Here is a 20,114-nt window from a genome sequence, read left to right on the forward strand (position 1 = left end):
TGTTGTGTTATGTCTTGGTGCAGGTGCAGCGCTTTTTTCTGTCTTGAAGCATGTCCTCTAGCGCCTGGTCGAAGGTGCGGACGGCTCCGCCGAATCCTTTTTGAAACCGTTCGGCATGGTCGAGTGTCGCAAACGGAATCGCCTGCGGCTGGCAGCAGTGCAGGTTTAATTCAGCGTTGACGACGAAATAAGCCGAACCGGCACTGACCGTTGTGTGTAACAGAAAATCTCTGCAAATCAAGTGTGAAACCTCTTCCGTTTTATCTGCGTAACGCAAAAACGCGCAATGTGCGCAGCATAGCTGTTCGATGTCTTGATTTACCGTAATCAGCTGAACCGAATGGGCCTGATTGACCGGCTTCAGGCAATAGCTGCACATATGATCCGCTTGAGGTGTTCGGGCTGGGAGCGTGATGCCGCCTGCTATTTTGATGACTTGGTTTGACTGGACAAGCTGATTGACATCTCTGTATACCGTCATTTCCGAAACGCCGAACCGTGCGCTGATGTCAGAAATTCTGAGCGTGCCTTCTTCATTCAGCCACTTCAGTATGTGTTGCTGTCTATTAATCGGAAGCATTCATACATCCCCTCCATTAAGATCTATTTAAGCGTAGAGGATTTTAGAGACAGAGACAAGTAAGCTGATGATAAAAAATGTGAAAATGTGTTGAACAGCAACAAAACGAAACAGAAGGGACTCTGGTATAATAGACATATGGAATGGAAAGTGAGGAATACCCTATGAAAGAAACAGTATGCCCGAACTGCGGCAAACCTTTGACAGGCGACATGGTCAGATCGTCAAATGTGCCTTGTCAATTTCGCTGCGGACACTGCCGGGAACGGCTTTATGAATATAAAGTATCAGCACCGATTATGCTGGTGTCATTAGCAGTCATCGTGCTGCTCATTTATCTTTTGCTGCTCCTCCGCAATGCGGCAGGCTCAATGATACCGGCCGTACAGCACGTGCCGATGGCTGTATTTGCGCTTGTGTGCGCCTATCCCGTTTTTATTGTGAGTGAGCGGATGATCGCCAAGTACGTGATTCAAAACGGAAACATTATTTATAGAGGAAAGAGAAAAGGCTCCTGATATCAGGGGCCTTTTTATTTTTAACAAATTGTCACACCCGTGTGACAAAGTCCTCTTTACTTTCAATTGTATAGGGACTGTAAGCGTTTTAACATAGAGTCAAAGGGAAGCATGATTCTCTGAACATCTTTTTATATCTTACAGCGACAAACAAAAACAGGGAGGGTTTATATATGCAGCAAGAACAGCAGCAAGGCGGCATGAAAGTGAAAGTGCAGCGCTTCGGCAGTTATTTGAGCGGAATGATCATGCCGAATATCGGCGCGTTTATCGCGTGGGGCATCATTACCGCGCTATTTATTCCGGCGGGATGGTTTCCGAATGAACAGCTGAATACACTTGTCAGCCCGATGATCACGTATTTACTGCCGCTTTTGATAGCGTATACAGGCGGAAAAATGATTTACGACCATCGCGGCGGAGTCGTCGGGGCAACAGCGGCAATCGGGGTGATTGTCGGGTCGGATATTCCAATGTTTTTAGGTGCAATGATCATGGGGCCGCTTGGCGGATACCTCATTAAACAGACTGATAAATTGTTCAAGGATAAAGTCAAACAAGGCTTTGAAATGCTGATCAACAACTTTACGGCAGGGATTGTCGGCGCGGCTTTAACGATTCTCGCGTTTTACGCCATCGGTCCGGTTGTCCTGACGTTAAACAAACTGCTGGCAGCCGGTGTGGAAGTCATTGTACACGCTAATTTACTGCCTGTAGCCAGCGTGTTTGTGGAACCGGCGAAAGTGTTGTTCCTAAATAACGCCATTAACCATGGAATCTTAAGTCCGATCGGAATCGAGCAAGCAGCCCAAACGGGAAAATCGATTCTGTTCTTAGTAGAAGCAAACCCTGGACCGGGGCTCGGCATTTTGCTGGCGTACATGTTCTTTGGCAAAGGTTCTTCAAAGTCAACGGCTCCCGGCGCGGCGATTATTCATTTCTTCGGCGGGATTCACGAGATTTACTTCCCGTACATTTTGATGAAACCGGCCTTGATTCTGGCGGCCATTGCCGGCGGAGCAAGCGGACTCTTAACGTTCACGATCTTTAATGCCGGACTTGTCGCAGCATCGTCACCGGGAAGCATTATCGCATTGATGGCGATGACGCCAAGAGGAGGCTACTTCGGCGTATTGGCGGGTGTATTGGTCGCTGCAGCTGTTTCGTTCATCGTATCAGCAGTGATCCTGAAATCCTCAAAAGCAAGCGAAGAAGACCTCGCTGCAGCAACAGAAAAAATGCAGTCCATGAAGGGGAAGAAAAGCCAAGCAGCTGCTGCTTTAGAAGCGGAACAAGCAAAAGCTGAGGAAGCGTCTGAGCTGTCTCCTGAAAGCGTAAACAAAATTATCTTTGCGTGTGATGCGGGAATGGGATCAAGCGCCATGGGAGCATCCATCTTAAGAAATAAAGTGAAAAAAGCGGAGCTTGATATCAGCGTGACCAACACGGCCATTAACAATCTGCCAAGCGATGCGGATATTGTCATCACCCATAAAGATTTAACAGATCGCGCGAAAGCGAAGCTGCCGAACGCGACGCACATATCAGTGGATAACTTCTTAAACAGCCTGAAATACGACGAGCTTATTGAAAAGCTTAAAAAGTAACCTCATAGAAAGAGAGTGATATTCATGCAAGTACTCGCAAAGGAAAATATTAAACTCAATCAAACGGTATCATCAAAAGAAGAGGCCATCAAATTAGCAGGCCAAACGCTGATTGACAACGGCTATGTGACAGAAGATTACATTGGCAAAATGTTTGAACGGGAAGAAACGTCTTCTACGTTTATGGGGAATTTCATTGCAATTCCTCACGGCACAGAAGAAGCGAAACGTGAGGTGCTTCACTCTGGAATCTCAATCATACAAATTCCAGATGGTGTCGAGTACGGTGAAGGCAACACGGCAAAAGTGGTATTCGGCATTGCTGGGAAAAATAATGAGCATTTAGACATTTTGTCTAACATCGCGATTATCTGCTCAGAAGAAGAAAATATTGAACGCCTGATCTCTGCTAAAAGCGAAGAAGATTTGATTGCCATTTTCAACGAGGTGAACTGACATGATCGCCTTACATTTCGGTGCAGGAAATATCGGGAGGGGGTTTATCGGCGCTCTGCTTCACCACTCCGGCTATGATGTGGTGTTTGCGGATGTGAACGATACGATGGTCAGCCTCCTTAATGAAAAACGGGAATACACGGTGGAGCTCGCTGAAGAAGGTCATTCATCAGAGGTGATCGGCCCGGTCAGTGCCATTAACAGCGGCAGCCAGCAAGAGGAGCTGTATCGGCTGATCAATGAGGCGGCGCTCATCACAACGGCGGTCGGCCCGAACGTGTTAAAGCTGATTGCACCAGCTATAGCAGAAGGTTTAAGACGAAGAAAGGCTGCAAACACACTGAATATCATTGCCTGCGAAAATATGATCGGCGGCAGCAGCTTTTTGAAGAAAGAGATATATAGCCACTTAACGGAAGCAGAGCGGGAATCCGTCAGTAAAACGGTCGGTTTTCCGAATTCCGCAGTTGACCGGATCGTGCCGATTCAGCATCATGAAGATCCGCTCAAAGTATCGGTTGAACCGTTTTTTGAATGGGTCATTGATGAATCAGGCTTTAAAGGGAAAACGCCGGCCATTAACGGAGCGCTGTTTGTTGATGATTTAACGCCGTACATCGAACGTAAGCTGTTTACGGTCAATACCGGACACGCGGTGACAGCGTATGTCGGCTATCAGCGCGGACTGAAAACGGTCAAAGAAGCAATCGACCATCCGGAAATCCGCCGTGTCGTTCATTCGGCGCTGCTTGAAACCGGTGACTATCTCATCAAAACATATGGCTTTAAGCAAGCCGAACACGAACAATATATCAAAAAAATCATCGGACGCTTTGAAAATCCATTCATTACGGACGATGTGACCCGTGTGGCGAGATCACCTCTCAGAAAGTTGGGAGAGAATGATAGACTCGTAGGCCCGGCAAAGAAAATAAAAGAGCCGAATGCACTGGCGGAAGGGATTGCCGCAGCACTGCGCTTCGATTTCACCGATGACCCTGAAGCGGTTGAACTGCAAGCGCTGATCGAAGAAAAAGGATACAGCGGCGTGCTTCAAGAGGTGTGCGGCATTCAGTCTCATGAGCCGCTGCATGCCATCGTTTTAAAGAAACTCAACCAATAACCGACCCGTGACAGCATGTCACGGGCTTTTTTTACCATCTCGCAATCTAGTATAATAGAAAACGCTTACGATAACAGGGGGAGGAGAATGACGATGAAACAATTCGAGATTGCGGCAATACCGGGAGACGGAGTAGGAAAAGAGGTTGTGGCGGCTGCTGAGAAAGTGCTTCATACAGCTGCTGAGGCGCACGGAGGTTTGTCATTCTCATTTACGTCTTTTCCATGGAGCTGTGATTATTACATGGAACATGGTGAAATGATGCCTGAAGACGGAATACATACGCTTACTCAATTTGAAGCGGTTTTCTTGGGAGCAGTCGGAAATCCGAAGCTGGTTCCCGATCATATTTCGTTATGGGGGCTGCTGCTGAAGATCCGGAGGGAGCTTGAGCTTTCCATTAATATGAGACCTGCCAAACAAATGGCGGGCATTACGTCGCCGCTTTTGCATCCAAATGATTTTGACCTTATGGTGATTCGCGAGAACAGTGAAGGTGAATACAGTGAAGTCGGCGGACGCATTCACAGGGGTGACGATGAAATCGCCATCCAGAATGCCGTGTTTACAAGAAAAGCGACAGAGCGTGTCATGCGTTTTGCCTTCGAATTGGCGAAAAAACGGCGCGGGCATGTGACAAGTGCGACAAAGTCTAATGGCATTTATCACGCGATGCCGTTTTGGGATGAAGTCTTTCAGCAGACTGCCGCTGATTACAGCGGGATTGAAACGTCATCTCAGCATATTGATGCGTTGGCCGCTTTTTTTGTGACGCGTCCGGAAACGTTTGATGTCATTGTGGCAAGCAACCTGTTTGGTGATATTTTAACCGACATCAGCTCAAGCCTGATGGGAAGCATCGGCATTGCGCCGTCTGCGAACATCAACCCGTCCGGCAAATACCCGTCCATGTTCGAGCCGGTTCACGGCTCAGCTCCCGACATTGCCGGACAGGGCCTAGCTAATCCGATCGGCCAGATTTGGACAGCGAAGCTGATGCTTGACCATTTCGGAGAGGAAGAACTGGGAGCGAAAATCCTCGATGTGATGGAACAGGTAACAGCTGACGGCATCAAAACACGCGACATTGGCGGACAAAGCACAACAGCTGAGGTCACTGACGAAATCTGTGCGCGTTTAAGAAAACAATCATAAAACAGGGCGGGGCAGTTTTGCTGCCTCGTTTTTTATGATGGAAAGCGTCTTGAAGAAGACTGCCCTGTCAAAATAAACCGAATCAGGATTGGCAAAGCCATGAAGAGCATCAAATTGATAAATCTCCAAATCGGGCTGCTGTTTTTCCTGCAGTTTTTTGATGAGAACCGTAACATCAAACGCCGGCTCATATGAAGGGAAAAACAATAGAACCGGGCAGACTGGCACGTGATCAAGGGAATCGCGTATCCGGGAACCGTAATAACAAACAGCTCCGCTCACCTCAGGCATACTGCTGCATTTCCATGCGATCGTTGCGCCCGCGCTGAATCCGATCACAAAGATGCGCCGTCCCGCATGTTGCCTAATCAAGCTCTGAATGATGGTTTCTCCCGTTTTCATCCGTTCATGTTTTGTAAACTGTTCGTATGCGGTTTTTTCCTCTTGCAGTCTGTAGACTTCACCATCCTCGAGCAGGTTAGGTGTCACCACCTCATATCCAGCCGTTTTGATCAGCCGGGCGATTTTTTTCATATGGCTGTTTACACCGTATATTTCGTGTACGAGAATGACGAGCGGTTTTTGGGACATAATGGTCTCCTTTTGCGTTTTTTCCATTATATCCTATCGTTCAGATTGAGGCTGATATATAATGGTCAAAAAAGGAGAAATAGAATGAACTCATTATCTTTGCCTCACCGCTATCCGTTTTTATTTATTGATGGCGTGACGGAAACCGAGCCCGGCAAACATGCAGCCGCTTATAAGCTGGTCAGTGAAAACGACTGGTTTATCACTGACACGCAAACAGAAATGCCGTTTTCACTTGTGATTGAAGCACTTGCGCAAACCGCGGCTTTTACAGGGATTACAGATGAGAACAGCTTGGGCTTATTGTCATCCGTGAAGAAAGCGGAAAAGCTGGGCGCGGCCATACCTGGTGACCGGCTTGATCTTACGTTTGAAGTCACGCGCAATCGGCGCGGGTTTGTGTTTGGACATGCCAAGGCGTCAGTCGGCGGGCAGCCTGTTGCTGAAGCTGAAATCGGCATCTATATTGAAAAATGAAAAAAACCCTTCACAACGATTTGTGAGGGGTTCTATTATTTCGTATCGTAATCTCGTTCGCTTTGTGAGTGATCTCTTTGCTGGCGTTTGTGTTTTTCATCATTCATGTTTTCCTTCAGCTCTTCATTCGGAATCGGATCGGTTAAGTCATTGTGTTCGGGGTTTTCATTTGGTTTGTTTTTCTGTTTTCTTTCTGTCATGTTTGATCACCTCACCGTTTGTTTTCCTCTTATCAGTGCACCTCAAACATGCGAAATCGCATTTTTGTTCCGCTGGGTATAATGTATTAGAATAGAAAGAAGCACAATTAAAAGATAAAGAGAGGTACATATATGTCTATTCAAAGAGAAGATGTGGATATCAAGCTGATCGCTATTGATATGGATGGAACGCTGCTGAATGACGAGCAGCTGATTTCGGATGAAAACCGTAAAGCCATTCGTGAAGCAGAGGATAAAGGCGTGTATGTGGTGATCAGCACAGGCCGGACGCTGATGACGTGCCGGGAGCTGGCGGAATCGCTGAAGCTGTCTTCCTTTTTAATTACGGCAAACGGCAGCGAAATCTGGGACTCGAATTTTAATTTGGTGGAACGAAAGCTGCTCCATACGGATCATATTCAGATGATGTGGGATTTGCGGAATAAGCACAACACCAATTTCTGGGCTTCTACAGTAAATAAAGTATGGAGAGGCGAGTTTCCGGAAAACATTACGGACCATGAATGGCTCAAATTCGGCTTTGACATTGAGGATGACGACATCCGAAACGAAGTGCTGGAGGAGCTGAGAAAAAACAAAGAGCTCGAAATCACAAATTCAAGCCCGACAAACATCGAGGTCAACGCGCTCGGCATCAACAAAGCCGCAGCCCTTGCGAAGGTTTCTGAAAAACTCGGCTTTACGATGGAGAATGTGATGGCAATGGGCGACAGCCTTAATGACATCGCGATGATCAAAGAAGCGGGTCTGGGCGTCGCAATGGGCAATGCGCAAGACATCGTGAAAGAAACGGCTGATTGGGTTACGGAGACAAATATTGAGGATGGTGTCGCTAAAGCGATTCGCCATTGGGTACTATAAAAAAAGGGAGTCCTAAGATGGACTCTCTTTTTTAGTTTGGTAGGTTTTCTTCTGGGACCATGGTAGGTTTTCTAACAAAAGTATTTCACAAACTTATATGATTGAATTATAATGAAACAAAGTTCAAAAATTCGGAATAGTCATTCCGAATTGCGGAACAATAAATACATAAAGCAATTCGTTTGCTTTGGCAGGAGGGATTCTGTGTTTCAAGTTGATTTGAACTGTGATTTAGGAGAAAGCTTCGGAGCCTACACGATAGGCCTTGACCAAGATATTTTAGAGTATGTCACATCTGCGAACATCGCATGCGGATTTCATGCAGGAGATCCCGGTGTCATGAGGAAGACCGTCGCGCTTGCGGCAGAAAAAGGCGTAAAAATCGGTGCCCATCCGGGTTTGCCGGATTTACTCGGCTTCGGTCGCCGCAATATGGCAATCTCCCCTGATGAAGCGTATGACCTTGTTGTTTATCAGATTGGCGCGCTCTCTGGTTTTCTAAAAGCAGAAGGCCTTCACATGCAGCACGTCAAACCGCATGGTGCTTTGTACAATATGGCGGCAGTCGATCAAAAGCTGTCGGACGCCATTGCGAAAGCTGTCTACAAGGTTGATCCCGGCCTGGTTCTTTTCGGTCTTGCTGAGAGCGAGCTCGTAAAAGCGGGGCAACGGATCGGACTGCAAACAGCGAGTGAAGTGTTCGCCGACAGAACGTATCAAGCGGACGGCACGCTCACACCGCGCTCCCAGCCGGACGCACTTATTGAAAGCGATGATGCCGCTGTCAGCCAGGTGATCAAAATGGTGAAAGAAGGGGCGGTCAAGTCTCAGCAAGGACATGATGTGTCCTTAACAGCAGATACGGTTTGCATTCACGGAGACGGGGCCCACGCGCTGACATTTGCGCAAAAAATCAGAAAAGAGCTAAAAGCGGCAGGAATTGATGTAACCGCTATTTCAGCACAGAAGTAAAACATAAAGGAGGAGCAATAGATGGAGCAGCAGAAAAAAGCAGCGGGGAAAAAAGCAGGCAGCTGGTCGTTGCTGATGGGTGCCGCCTTTTTAATGGCGACATCAGCGATCGGCCCTGGTTTCCTGACACAGACCGCTACATTCACAAACACACTCGCGGCAAGCTTTGGTTTTGTTATTTTAATTTCTATTATTTTAGATATTTTTGCCCAAACCAATGTATGGCGCATCATCGCGGTTTCTGGAAAACGCGGTCAGGAAATTGCGAATATGGTGCTTCCCGGACTGGGGTATTTCATCGCCATTCTCGTCGTGCTTGGCGGACTGGCTTTTAATATCGGGAATATCGGGGGTGCCGGGCTGGGGCTTCAGGTGTTGTTCGGCATTACACCAGAAACAGGCGCCTTAATCAGCGCCGTGATTGCCATTTTGATTTTCGTTATCAAGGAAGCAGGAAAAGCGATGGACCGCTTTACGCAAATTGCGGGCTTTGTCATGATTATTTTAACGGTCTACGTTGCGGCGACAACAGCTCCGCCGGTTGGACAGGCTGTTACACATACATTCGTCCCGGAACATATCAGCATATTTGCTATTGTCACACTGGTGGGCGGAACCGTCGGCGGATATATCACATTTGCCGGGGGACACCGTTTGCTCGATGCAGGAATTAAAGGGAAGGAATCAATCCCGCAGGTGACAAAAAGCTCGGTTGTCGGCATTTTAATTACATCTGTTATGCGTATCGCTCTTTTCCTTGCGGTGCTTGGCGTTGTGTCAAAAGGCCTGCACATCGATGAAAGCAACCCTGCGGCGTCTGTCTTCAAGCTGGCTGCTGGAAATGTCGGTTATAAAATTTTCGGATTGATCATGTGGTCTGCGGCGATTACATCTGTTATTGGGGCAGCCTATACATCTGTTTCGTTTTTCAAAACCTTTTCTCCAAAAATCGAAAAGAATTCGCGCGGTATTATTATCGGATTTATCGTGATTTCTACGTTAGCTTTTGTCACAATCGGACAGCCTGCGAAAATCCTCGTGCTTGTCGGATCTCTGAACGGCTTGATTTTGCCGATTGCACTCGGAACGCTGCTTATTGCCGCATATAAGAAAAACATTATCGGTGATTATAAGCATCCGCTTTGGCTGACCGTTTCAGGTGCACTTGTTGTTATCGTAATGGCTGTTATGGGAGTCTACACGTTATTTACACAACTTCCTCAATTGTGGAGCTGATGAAGGTGGATCAATTAAACAAAATGGCGCCGAAGGATGTGCGCGCCCTGATACGAGAGGGAAAAATAAACGGGCCGACCGCAGGCATGTCCGGCGGCTATGCCCAAGCGAACCTTGTGATTTTGAAGAAAGACCTTGCTTTTGATTTTCTGCTGTTTTGCCAGCGAAATCAAAAGCCCTGTCCTGTGCTGGATGTGACAGAAGCAGGTTCGCCTGTGCCGTCACTGGTTGCGCCGGATGCTGATATCAGAACGGACTTTCCGAAATACCGTATTTACAGGCACGGTGTCTTGACGGAAGAAGTATCTGATATCACGCCGTACTGGGAGGAAGACTTTGTCGGCTTTCTGATCGGATGCAGTTTCTCCTTTGAACAGGCGCTGATCAACAATGGAATAGCTGTCCGGCATATTGATGAAGGGACAAACGTCCCGATGTATAAAACGAATATCGATTGTGTTCCGGCGGGGCCGTTTCAAGGACAAATGGTTGTAAGTATGAGACCTGTTCCAGAACGGCTGGCTGTACGCACCGCTCAGGTGACCTCACGTTTTCCGGCTGTGCACGGAGGACCAATCCATATCGGCAATCCGGGAGCAATCGGGATTCGCGATTTGGACAAACCGGATTTTGGAGATGCCGTTTCCATTCATGAAGGCGAGGTTCCTGTTTTTTGGGCATGCGGAGTGACCCCGCAAGCCGTGGCTATGAATGTAAAACCTGAAATGGTCATCACACATGCGCCGGGGCATATGCTCATCACAGATATTCGAGACGAGTCACTTGCGGTGCTGTAACCTCTCGTCCTCCTGATGAACGAGAAATAAAAGAGGTGAGAAAGATGACTGTACGATGCCAAATCGAACAGCTCGGTGATTCTGCAATGATGATCCGATTCGGAGAAGAGATAAACGAGCAGGTCAACGGCCTTGTCCATGCCGCGGCCGCTTATATAGAAGAACAGCCATTTCCGGGATTCATTGAATGCATCCCGGCTTTTACAAGTCTGACGGTATTTTATGATATGTATGAAGTGTACAAGCATTTGCCTCAAGGGATAAGCTCACCTTTTGAGAAGGTCAAGTGCGATGTCGAAGAGCGGCTGAAGGAAATAGCCGCAGACTATGAAAACAGCCGCCGTATTGTAGAAATTCCTGTCTGTTATGGCGGTGAATTCGGGCCGGATTTAGAAGAGGTGGCGAAGATCAATCAGCTGTCACCGGAGGAAGTCATTGACATTCATACAAGCGGCGAATATGTTGTGTATATGCTTGGCTTTGCTCCAGGTTTTCCTTTCTTAGGCGGGATGTCCAAACGCATTGCCGCTCCAAGAAAATCATCACCAAGACCGTCGATTCCCGCAGGTTCAGTCGGAATTGCGGGATTGCAGACAGGCGTTTATCCGATTTCGACGCCGGGCGGCTGGCAGCTGATCGGCAAAACGCCGCTGGCTCTTTTCCGGCCGCAGGAAAACCCGCCGACATTACTGCGGGCGGGAGACACTGTGAAATTCGTGCGCATCTCAGAAGAAGACTATCACGCCTATAAGGAGGAGTCCAATTGAGCATGAAAGTGTTAAAGCCTGGACTGCTCACAACGGTTCAGGATATAGGCAGAACGGGTTATCAAAAATACGGAGTTCTGGCAAGCGGCGCCATGGACACGGTTTCGCTGCGCATTGCAAATCTGCTGATTGGCAACAGCGAAAATGAAGCCGGTCTTGAAATTACGCTGATGGGGCCCGGACCGTCATTTTATTTTTCGAAAACGACGCTGATTGCAGTGACAGGGGCGGACTTCACCCTGCGTATTAACGACGAGGAAGCGCCTTTATGGAAGCCTGTGCTCGTCAAGGAAAACAGCACAGTCAGTTTTGGCCCCTGCAAACTTGGCAGCCGTGCTTATTTAGCGGCAGCCGGCGGCTTCGATGTGCCTGCCGTCATGGAAAGCAAAAGCACGTACGTCAGAGCAGGCATCGGCGGACATCATGGCAGAGCGCTTCAAAAGGAAGATGAACTGTCCATTAGAGAGATGTCATCCCTTTCGCAAACCATCCTTTCCCGATTAAGCCCTCAGCTTGGAAAGCAAGGATTTGCAGTACCGAAATGGTCCGTCAGCCGCGGCAGGTTTCTGCCATTGAAAAAGAATCCCGTCATTCGGGTGCTGGAAGGAAAACAATTCGGTTTTTTTACAGAAGAATCAAAAACACGTTTTTATGAAGAAACGTTTCGTGTCACGCCGCAATCCGACCGTATGGGCTACAGGCTCAAAGGAGAACCGCTCGAACTGAAGGCGCCGCTTGAGATGGTGTCGGAAGCGGTTTCATTTGGAACGGTTCAGGTGCCGCCTGATGGCAACCCGATTATTCTGCTTGCAGACCGGCAAACGACCGGCGGCTATCCGAGGATCGCGCACATCATATCCGCTGACCTTCCGATTGTCTCGCAAATCATGCCGGGCGAGCAAGTCCAGTTTGAGCCTGTATCCCTTCAGGAAGCGGAAGCACTTGCGATTGAACGGGAACAGCATATAAAAGAACTGAAAACGAGAATGAAGATGGAATGGCTGACATAACAAAGGGGATGAATGATGCAGAATAAAAACAAAACCGTAGTCAAATCTATGGCTCTGCTTAATTTGTTTTTGCATGAACCAAGCCTTACCTTAAGTGAACTGGTGTCGCTGTCAGGAATGCCGAAAACCTCTGTTCACCGTATGGTCAGCTCTTTAGAGGAAATGGGATTCCTCAATCGGGATTCGTCAGGCGCTTATTCGCTGGGACTGGTGTTTTTGGAATTCGGCCAGCTCGTCGCTGACAGGCTAGATATCAGAAAAATAGCGAAACCGGTGATGGAAGAGCTGTGCAGTGAAGTGGATGAGGCCGTGCAATTGATCATGAGAGACGGCAATGAAGCGATATACGTTGAGAAAATAGAAGGGACGCAGACTGTGCGGCTGTACACGGCGATCGGCAGGCGTTCTCCTCTGTATGCGGGAGCGTGCGCCAGAAGCATTTTGTCCTTTCTTCCCCGTGAAGAAATTGAAACATACATCAAACAAACGGAACTCATTTCAATTGGGTCCGGGACGATTACTGATCCCGAAAAACTGCTGCAGGAGATTGATGCCTCTGTGAAAAATGGCTATACCGTCAGCTATTCAGAGCTCGAAAACTATACAGCGGCTATCGGTGCCCCGATTTTTAACCATAAGCGGCAAGTCGCAGCCGGCATCAGCATTGCAGGCTTTGAAGCAAGGTTTACCGAAGACAGGCTGCCTTATTTAACGGAAAAGGTGAAGGACGCCGCTTTGCAGATTTCCAGAAAAATAGGGTATTCATAAGTAGCCGATCTTTTCTCTACTGCGTACATTAACGTATCGACGTTCAGGAGTGGAGGAAAGAACATGGTGCTTCAATATACAGCTCTGGGGGATTCTTTGACGACGGGGAAAGGCTCCGGGCTGTTTTCTCCCGGCTTCGTCCAGCGTTTCGGAGACATGATGGAAGCCGACTTGCAAACAAAAACGGCAATATCCATCTTTGCCAAATCAGGTTTAAATACAGAAGAAATTCTGGGGCTCCTGTCATATCCCTTTGTGCAAAAGTGCATTAAGGGCGCAGACATGATAACAATCACAGGGTGCGGAAATGATCTGATCGATTCAGTCTTAGCCTACCAAACGTCTAAGGATGAAACGATTTTCAGCCATGCATCTGCCCATTGCCATGAGAATTTTGAAAAGATGATTGCCAAAATCGCCGAAATCAAAGGAGAAAATCCGTCCCCGTACGCGATCCGTGTATTCAACTTATATAATCCGTTTCCCGGCATTGAAATCGCTGGCAAATGGATCACATCTTTTAATTCACATTTAGAAACACTTGCATCAGCACCCCATGTCAAAATCGCGGATGCCTACAGCATCTTCAAAGGAAAAGAGCAGGAATATCTGTCCTTTGACGGTGTCCATCCGAACAGCAAGGGCTATCAAGCGATGGCTGAAGCCGTTCACAAGTTAGGCTATAAAGAATTGTCAGTTTCATAAAAAACGCGCCTCATGACAGGGCGCGTTTTTTATGTGTGATTGAAATATTAAAAGAAACTTAAAATTCTCTGTCTTCTGTTCTACAGACAAACAAAGTGCGCTAGAATAATGGAGGACGTAGGCAAATATAGCCATAACGTTCAATATTTCGTATATAAGGAAGGATGGTCCTTTTGTTTCGCATTTTTAAAATGTCTTTTGCGGTTATCATTATTATACTGGCGCTTATTGCTTTTAACTATACGGAACATACCTCTGTTATTCAATCGGTCATGCTCGTCTTTCTTGGCGCAGTCATGTTTATGCAGGGGCTTGAAGAGCGCAAAAAAGAAAACGACGGCTCAGGCGCTTTTAATATTTATACCGCCGTTTTCGTATGGTCTGTCTCTCTCATCGGTTTTACACTTCATATTATATAAATCTATTACACATCCTGAAAATGCTCGACCGTCGGGAACGGGGTATAGAACCGATGAAGCAAGGCTTTCCACTCCTGATATTCTGAAGAACCGCGAAAGCCTTCCGTATGGTCCTCAAGTGTTTCCCACTCCACAAGCAGCAAATATTTATGCGTTTCTTCCATGCATTTAGATAACGAGTGCGTAATATAGCCCTTCATGCCGGAAATGATCGGCGCCGCTTGCCGGAACGCCTCCTCAAACTCTTGTTCAAGCCCTTCTTTAATGTGAAGCATTGCTGCCTCTCTGACCATGTCATCCCTTCTTTCCGTCTTTTCAAATAGTCTACAGCAAACGACAGGAGATTTCTGCAAAATCGGTGAACCTTTTCCTTCATTTTCAAAAAAATCTTGCACGCACCAATTCATTTAAGAGAAAATAACAAATGGAAGGCAGGGGAAAGTCATGTTAAAAAAGTGTATTCTACTAGTATTTCTATGCGTCGGATTGATTGGTTTAATCGGATGCTCCAAGACAGATTCACCAGAGGATCGCATGGAAGCATTTGTGAAACAATGGAACGATCAGCAATTCGATGACATGTATCAAAGCCTGACCAAAGATGTTAAAAAAGAAATCTCCAAAAAAGATTTCGTCAACAGGTATAAAACCATCTATGAGCAGGCAGGCGTAAAAAATCTGAAAGTCACTGCGGGAGAAGTGGATAAGGACGATAAAGACAACGAGACAATGAAGCACATCCCATATAAAGTCAGCATGGATACTAATGCGGGCAAGGTCAGCTTCAAAAATACCGCTGTGCTGAAAAAACAAAAAACAGATGATGAGGAGTCATGGAATATAGATTGGGATCCGTCGTTTATTTTCAAGCAGCTGGCTGATGACAAAACAGTGCAAATCGCCAGCATTGAACCGAAACGCGGCCAAATCTACGATAAAAATGGGAAAGGCTTAGCCATCAATACAGATGTTCCTCAAATCGGAATTGTTCCCGGAGAGCTTGGCGATAAAAAAGAAAAAGTCATAAAAGAGCTCGCGAAAAAACTTGATTTGACTGAAGATGACATCAAGAAAAATCTGGATCAAAGCTGGGTGAAAGACGATTCGTTTGTGCCGCTCAAAAAAGTCAAGCCGGACCAGAAAAAATTAGTGTCTGAGGCGACGTCATTACAAGGAGTGACAAGAACGAATGTCAGCTCCCGCTATTATCCGTATGGCGAAAAGACAGCCCATTTAACAGGCTATGTCCGCGCTATTACTGCAGAAGAATTGAAGAAAAAGAAAGACGGAACGTACAGTGATACGTCTAACATCGGCATCGCCGGACTTGAAAATGTGTATGAGGACAAACTAAGAGGCACAACCGGATGGAAAATCTACGTGCCGCAAACCGGAGAAGTCATCGCTGAAAAGAAAGCGAAGGACGGCGAGGATCTTCACCTCACAATTGATATCAACACGCAAACGAAGCTGTATGATGAATTGAAGGATGACAGCGGCACGGCAGTTGCGCTGCAGCCGAAGACAGGCGAAACACTCGCTCTTGTCAGCGCGCCTTCTTACGATCCAAACGGATTTATTTTCGGCTGGAGTGATAAGGAATGGAAAAAACTAAACGAAGATAAAAATAATCCGTTTTCAGCGAAATTCAACAAAACATACGCACCGGGTTCTACGATTAAACCGATTGCGGCTGCAATCGGAATCAAAAATGGCACCCTTAAAGCAGATGAGAAGAAAACAATCAAAGGAAAAGAGTGGCAAAAAGATTCAAGCTGGGGCGGTTATTCAGTGACACGTGTGTCTGAGAGCCTTCAGCAAGTCGATCTGGAAAATGCCCTCATTACATCAGACAATATTTATTTTGCACAGAACGCGCTTGATATGGGGGCAGACAACTTTACAAAAGGGTTGAACACGTTTGGCTTCTCAGAGGACATTCCATATGAATTCCCGACCCAGAAGTCGTCTATCGCAAATGACAAGCTCGATTCAGACATTTTGCTTGCGGATACAGGGTACGGACAAGGGCAAATGCAAATGTCTCCGCTTCACTTGGCAGCTTCTTACACACCATTTGTTGACAACGGGGATCTTGTCAAACCGACATTGATCAATAAAGACTCACAAACAGCTGATGTCTGGCACAAGCAAGTAGTCACGAAGGAAGGAGCGGCAGACATTACTAAAGGTCTGAAAGGCGTTGTGGAAGACGAGCGCGGATCAGCGTATCAGCCTGTCGTGAAAGGAATCACTGTTGCCGGAAAAACAGGAACAGCTGAGCTGAAAACATCAAAAGATGATAAAGACGGCGCGGAAAATGGCTGGTTCGTCGGCTATGATTACAAAAACAAAGACCTGCTTGTCGCCATGATGATTCAAAATGTGCAGGACCGCGGCGGCAGCCACTATGTTGTGGAGAAAGCGAAGAAGCTATTTCAATCGAATTAAAATGCCTTTTTGACGGGAGCGAAAGGAAAAAGGGGATCTGAGGCCGAATGAACTAGTAAGGGGCAAGACCCGGTTTATACAAGGAAAAGAGGGATTTTGCATGCAGCGTATTCAATTGGCGGAGGATCTTCAATTTTCAAGAGTCATACACGGGCTTTGGCGGCTGAATGAATGGAACTATTCAGATGCTGAACTGCTCAGCCTCATTGAATGGTGTATCGATCACGGCATCACGACCTTTGATCATGCGGATATTTACGGAGGCTATACGTGCGAAAAGCTGTTTGGAAACGCCCTTGCCCTTTCGCCCGGATTAAGAGAAAACATAGAGCTGGTCACAAAATGCGGCATCGTTCTTGAATCACCTGAACGTCCCGCTCACAAGTCGCATCATTATAATACAAGCAAATCACATATCCTGGCATCCGTTGAGCAATCCCTTCTAAACCTTAGAACGGATTATATTGACGTACTGCTGATTCACAGACCGGACCCGCTCATGGATCCGGAGGGAGTAGCAGAGGCGTTTCAGGCGCTGAAAGGCTCCGGCAAGGTCAGGTACTTCGGCGTTTCGAATTTTAAAGATCACCAGTATCGCATGCTGGAATCGTATTTGCCTGAGAAGCTCGTTACCAACCAGATTGAGCTTTCCGCATATGAATTAGAAAATGTTCTGGACGGCACTCTGAACCTGTGCCAGGAAAAACGGATTTCACCGATGGCTTGGTCACCGCTGGCAGGCGGCAGAGTATTCACTGGTGACACGGAAAAAGACCGCCGTGTCCGCACGGCGCTTGAATCCGTTCAGGCGGAAATCGGCGCCGCTTCATTGGACGAGGTGATGTATGCATGGCTGTTCACGCATCCGGCCGGCATCATGCCGATTGTCGGAAGCGGAAAACGCGAGCGGATATCCGCCGCAGTAAATGCGTTGGCATACAAGCTTGACCATGATCAGTGGTTCCGTATTTTTACAGCTGCACAAGGTCACGATATTCCATAACAAAAAGCATCAGCTTAGCAGCTGGTGCTTTTTCAATATTGTCACACCGCTTAGTGCCAAATTCCCATTTATAAGTGATTGAATCTCATTTGAAAGCGTTTTATATTATAAAGAAACCTCTCTTTTTTCCTCTCATGAATCTCCTTGCAACTTCATCCGCACAACACGACTGTCTAGGAGGCCTTTTTTATGTATATGACTGCCAGAGAACAAAAGCTTTTAAAGCACTTATTATTACAAAGCCGATATGTAACCGTAACTGAGCTTGCTGAGCTGATGGAAGTCAGCACGAGAACCATCCACAGGGAGCTCAAATCAATTAAGCCGCTGATGGAAACCGTCGGGCTTACGCTCGATAAACAGCCTGGCAAAGGGCTGAAGGCAGTGGGAAGTCCCGAGGATAAACAAAAACTGCTTACCGATTTATCATATGAACAGCATGAATATAGCGCGGACGAACGAAAACTGCTCATTCTCTGTTCGTTATTAGAGTCTCAGGAGCCCGTCAAGCTGTACTCGCTAGCCCATGATCTGCAGGTGACGAATGCCACGGTCAGCTACGACTTAGACGAGCTCGAAAAATGGATTTCTCCCTTCGGTTTGACACTGATCCGTAAAAGAGGCTTTGGCATCCAGCTTATAGGGCCGGAGAATGCGAAACGTAAAATTGTCGGCAACCTGATTGTGAATCGCCTCGACATCCAAATGTTTTTGGAAGCGGTTGAATTAAATATCAAAGGAAAAGCAGATTCTTCAGAGAAAATGTTCGGCGTAGTCAGCAAAGGCGAGCTGTTAAAAATGGAGCGTATCTTGTTTCAGCTGAAAGAAAAAATCGCTTTTTCATTGTCCGACAGCTCCTATATAGCGCTCGTCGTCCATCTGACGTTTGCGATCGAACGGATCCAGCTTGGGGAAACCATCACCATGGAGCAAAATGAGCTTGAGGAACTGAAAAATGCGAAAGAATACAGCTCCGCTCTTGAAATCGCGGGCGAGCTTGAACGTGCCTTCAGCGTGACGATTCCGGAGGCGGAGGTCGGTTATATCACGATCCACCTTCGAAGCGCCAATCGGAAATACAAAACAGAATACAAAGCGCAGGAAATCGAACTGGAAACAGCTCTGCAAACAAAGCGGCTCATTGCTTTTATTTCAGACAAAATCAGAATGGATCTCACGAAAAACTACTCTTTATATGAAGGCCTGATTGCCCATTTGGAGCCGGCCGTCAGCCGCATAAAAGAAAATATCGAGATATACAATCCGATGAAGGAACAGATCAAACGCGATTATTTTCTGCTCTATATGGCGATCGAAGAAGGCGTGGAAAAGTATTTTCCGGGCATGTCCTTTTCTGATGATGAGATCGCTTTTATCGTGCTTCACTTCGGCTCGGCCCTTGAAATCAAAAAAGAAGAAGCAAAAGTGAAAGCGCTTGTCGTCTGCTCAAGCGGGATCGGCTCTTCGAAAATGCTAGCTTCCAGACTGAAGAAAGAGCTGCCGGAGATTGAATCGTTTGACATGTCATCCCTGATCGAGCTGAAGGGCAGGGAAGTTCAGTCCTATGACATGATTGTTTCCACCGTTCCGATTCCTTACGAAAACATTGATTACATTATGGTCAGTCCGCTTTTAAATGAGGAAGACGCAAACCAGGTGAAGCAGTATATCAAGCGAAAAATTCCGCTCATTCTTGAGAAAAATAGAAGCCCGAAGGAAGAGGCACAGCAAGCTGATGTACCTGACATGCTGGCAGCGTCGGAAAGCATGGGGCGGTATATGGCTGTCATCCAAGATGTGCTGCGACACTTTACACTTACACACATCAAAACGAAACCCGATCATAGCATGCTCCTGTCAGAGCTTTTCCAGCAGCTGAAGGAGGATGGCTTGATCCGTGATCCGAAAAAAGCCGCGGTTTGCCTGGCGGAGCGGGAGAAACAAGGGGGGTTGGGAATCCCGGGGACAAACATGGCGCTCTATCATCTCAAAAATGATGAAATCGTCCTGCCTTTTTTCAAAATGTATGATCTCAGCACCTCTTATGAAGTGAATGGCATGGACGGAAATACCCTCAGTATGACACGCATCCTCGTGATGATGGCGCCTGGCTCATTATCTGCTGAAGGATCGGAGATTTTAAGCGCGATCAGCTCCGCCATTATCGAGAGCAGCGAAAGCATGGCGGGGTTTCAGGAAGAGGGAGAACAAGAACTGTATCAGCGGTTAAACCGCATATTTTTCACTTGGATGAAAGAAAAAAACATACCATAACAGTACATGGCACACGTCAAAAAATTGGCGTGTGTTTTTATGTGAATGGGGTACAAGATAAGAAAATGCGGGACTATTTTATCATTCAGTAATAGAATAATTCCAAAATGAAATTGTTTTACA

Annotated in this window: 22 protein-coding genes; 18 read left to right on the forward strand and 4 right to left on the reverse strand. The window is 46.9% G+C overall.

What is annotated here, in order from left to right; all coding sequences use genetic code 11:
* Positions 1-7 precede the first annotated feature (7 nt).
* A complete protein-coding gene (cutR, locus tag M1M80_RS02260) occupies positions 8-580 on the reverse strand; it encodes a copper uptake transcriptional regulator CutR (RefSeq protein ID WP_060397931.1) in 573 nt (190 codons plus the stop codon).
* Positions 581-744: 164 nt separating this feature from the next.
* Between cutR and M1M80_RS02265 the strand changes: the two genes are divergently transcribed.
* From M1M80_RS02265 to M1M80_RS02285, 5 genes are all read left to right on the forward strand, one after another.
* Entirely contained in the window at positions 745-1,098 is a 354-nt protein-coding gene (locus tag M1M80_RS02265; RefSeq protein ID WP_003240226.1) for a reductase or disulfide isomerase, read from the forward strand.
* A 173-nt stretch (positions 1,099-1,271) separates the two neighbouring features.
* Positions 1,272-2,705, forward strand: coding sequence for a PTS mannitol transporter subunit IIBC (locus tag M1M80_RS02270; protein WP_060397932.1), 1,434 nt, complete (start codon positions 1,272-1,274; stop codon positions 2,703-2,705).
* A 24-nt stretch (positions 2,706-2,729) separates the two neighbouring features.
* On the forward strand, positions 2,730-3,161 hold the full coding sequence (locus M1M80_RS02275; RefSeq protein WP_003240230.1) for a PTS mannitol transporter subunit IIA: 432 nt from the start codon (positions 2,730-2,732) through the stop codon (positions 3,159-3,161).
* A gap of 1 nt (position 3,162) precedes the next feature.
* Complete coding sequence (locus M1M80_RS02280; protein WP_060397933.1) at positions 3,163-4,284, forward strand: mannitol-1-phosphate 5-dehydrogenase; 1,122 nt, start codon at positions 3,163-3,165, stop codon at positions 4,282-4,284.
* A gap of 87 nt (positions 4,285-4,371) precedes the next feature.
* Positions 4,372-5,439: a tartrate dehydrogenase gene (locus tag M1M80_RS02285; RefSeq protein WP_019257484.1), complete on the forward strand. Its 1,068-nt coding sequence runs from the start codon at positions 4,372-4,374 to the stop codon at positions 5,437-5,439.
* Here the strand turns inward: M1M80_RS02285 and M1M80_RS02290 are convergent.
* Entirely contained in the window at positions 5,434-6,030 is a 597-nt protein-coding gene (locus tag M1M80_RS02290; protein ID WP_060397934.1) for a dienelactone hydrolase family protein, read from the reverse strand. The genes M1M80_RS02285 and M1M80_RS02290 overlap by 6 nt on opposite strands.
* 84 nt (positions 6,031-6,114) lie before the next feature.
* Here M1M80_RS02290 and M1M80_RS02295 point away from each other — a divergent pair, with 84 nt between their 5' ends.
* Positions 6,115-6,507 (forward strand): 3-hydroxyacyl-ACP dehydratase FabZ family protein, encoded by a 393-nt coding sequence (locus M1M80_RS02295; RefSeq protein WP_003240238.1) that lies wholly within the window; start codon positions 6,115-6,117, stop codon positions 6,505-6,507.
* A 35-nt stretch (positions 6,508-6,542) separates the two neighbouring features.
* Here M1M80_RS02295 and M1M80_RS02300 read toward each other — a convergent pair whose 3' ends face one another.
* Positions 6,543-6,707, reverse strand: a complete 165-nt coding sequence (locus M1M80_RS02300) for a hypothetical protein (RefSeq protein WP_003240240.1) — start codon at positions 6,705-6,707, stop codon at positions 6,543-6,545.
* A 132-nt stretch (positions 6,708-6,839) separates the two neighbouring features.
* On the opposite strand from M1M80_RS02300, the gene M1M80_RS02305 reads away from it, so the two are divergent.
* The 9 genes from M1M80_RS02305 to M1M80_RS02345 all read left to right on the forward strand — a co-directional run bounded on the left by M1M80_RS02305 (position 6,840) and on the right by M1M80_RS02345 (position 14,263).
* The gene (locus M1M80_RS02305; RefSeq protein ID WP_060397935.1) at positions 6,840-7,589 is read left to right on the forward strand and encodes a Cof-type HAD-IIB family hydrolase; all 750 of its coding nucleotides are present in this window, start codon (positions 6,840-6,842) and stop codon (positions 7,587-7,589) included.
* A 204-nt stretch (positions 7,590-7,793) separates the two neighbouring features.
* A complete protein-coding gene (locus tag M1M80_RS02310) occupies positions 7,794-8,561 on the forward strand; it encodes a 5-oxoprolinase subunit PxpA (protein ID WP_019257488.1) in 768 nt (255 codons plus the stop codon).
* 21 nt (positions 8,562-8,582) lie between these two features.
* Positions 8,583-9,797 (forward strand): NRAMP family divalent metal transporter, encoded by a 1,215-nt coding sequence (locus tag M1M80_RS02315; protein ID WP_003240245.1) that lies wholly within the window; start codon positions 8,583-8,585, stop codon positions 9,795-9,797.
* Complete coding sequence (locus M1M80_RS02320; RefSeq protein ID WP_060399988.1) at positions 9,797-10,594, forward strand: putative hydro-lyase; 798 nt, start codon at positions 9,797-9,799, stop codon at positions 10,592-10,594. Before M1M80_RS02315 ends, M1M80_RS02320 begins: the two co-directional genes overlap by 1 nt.
* A 44-nt stretch (positions 10,595-10,638) precedes the next feature.
* Complete coding sequence (pxpB, locus tag M1M80_RS02325) at positions 10,639-11,361, forward strand: 5-oxoprolinase subunit PxpB (RefSeq protein ID WP_060397936.1); 723 nt, start codon at positions 10,639-10,641, stop codon at positions 11,359-11,361.
* Positions 11,362-11,363: 2 nt separating this feature from the next.
* Positions 11,364-12,371: a 5-oxoprolinase subunit PxpC gene (gene pxpC / locus M1M80_RS02330; RefSeq protein WP_080010742.1), complete on the forward strand. Its 1,008-nt coding sequence runs from the start codon at positions 11,364-11,366 to the stop codon at positions 12,369-12,371.
* A gap of 15 nt (positions 12,372-12,386) precedes the next feature.
* On the forward strand, positions 12,387-13,139 hold the full coding sequence (locus tag M1M80_RS02335) for an IclR family transcriptional regulator (protein WP_060397937.1): 753 nt from the start codon (positions 12,387-12,389) through the stop codon (positions 13,137-13,139).
* 63 nt (positions 13,140-13,202) lie between these two features.
* Positions 13,203-13,844 carry a spore germination lipase LipC gene (lipC, locus tag M1M80_RS02340; RefSeq protein ID WP_060397938.1) on the forward strand — a complete coding sequence of 214 codons (642 nt, stop codon included), beginning with the start codon at positions 13,203-13,205 and terminating at the stop codon, positions 13,842-13,844.
* A 173-nt stretch (positions 13,845-14,017) separates the two neighbouring features.
* On the forward strand, positions 14,018-14,263 hold the full coding sequence (locus M1M80_RS02345) for a YczI family protein (protein ID WP_003240256.1): 246 nt from the start codon (positions 14,018-14,020) through the stop codon (positions 14,261-14,263).
* 5 nt (positions 14,264-14,268) lie between these two features.
* Here M1M80_RS02345 and M1M80_RS02350 read toward each other — a convergent pair whose 3' ends face one another.
* Positions 14,269-14,556, reverse strand: coding sequence for an antibiotic biosynthesis monooxygenase family protein (locus M1M80_RS02350; RefSeq protein WP_019257494.1), 288 nt, complete (start codon positions 14,554-14,556; stop codon positions 14,269-14,271).
* Between the two features lie 151 nt (positions 14,557-14,707).
* Between M1M80_RS02350 and pbpC the strand changes: the two genes are divergently transcribed.
* The 3 genes from pbpC (at position 14,708) to mtlR (ending at position 19,991) form a co-directional block, all read left to right on the forward strand.
* Positions 14,708-16,714, forward strand: coding sequence for a penicillin-binding protein 3 (gene pbpC, locus M1M80_RS02355; protein ID WP_060397939.1), 2,007 nt, complete (start codon positions 14,708-14,710; stop codon positions 16,712-16,714).
* A gap of 100 nt (positions 16,715-16,814) precedes the next feature.
* Positions 16,815-17,717, forward strand: coding sequence for an aldo/keto reductase (locus tag M1M80_RS02360; RefSeq protein ID WP_060397940.1), 903 nt, complete (start codon positions 16,815-16,817; stop codon positions 17,715-17,717).
* Positions 17,718-17,906: 189 nt separating this feature from the next.
* Positions 17,907-19,991, forward strand: a complete 2,085-nt coding sequence (mtlR, locus tag M1M80_RS02365; RefSeq protein ID WP_060397941.1) for a mannitol operon transcriptional activator MtlR — start codon at positions 17,907-17,909, stop codon at positions 19,989-19,991.
* Positions 19,992-20,114: the final 123 nt, after the last annotated feature.

It is taken from the genome of Bacillus inaquosorum (genome assembly GCF_023238325.1).
Lineage (GTDB): Bacteria > Bacillota > Bacilli > Bacillales > Bacillaceae > Bacillus > Bacillus inaquosorum.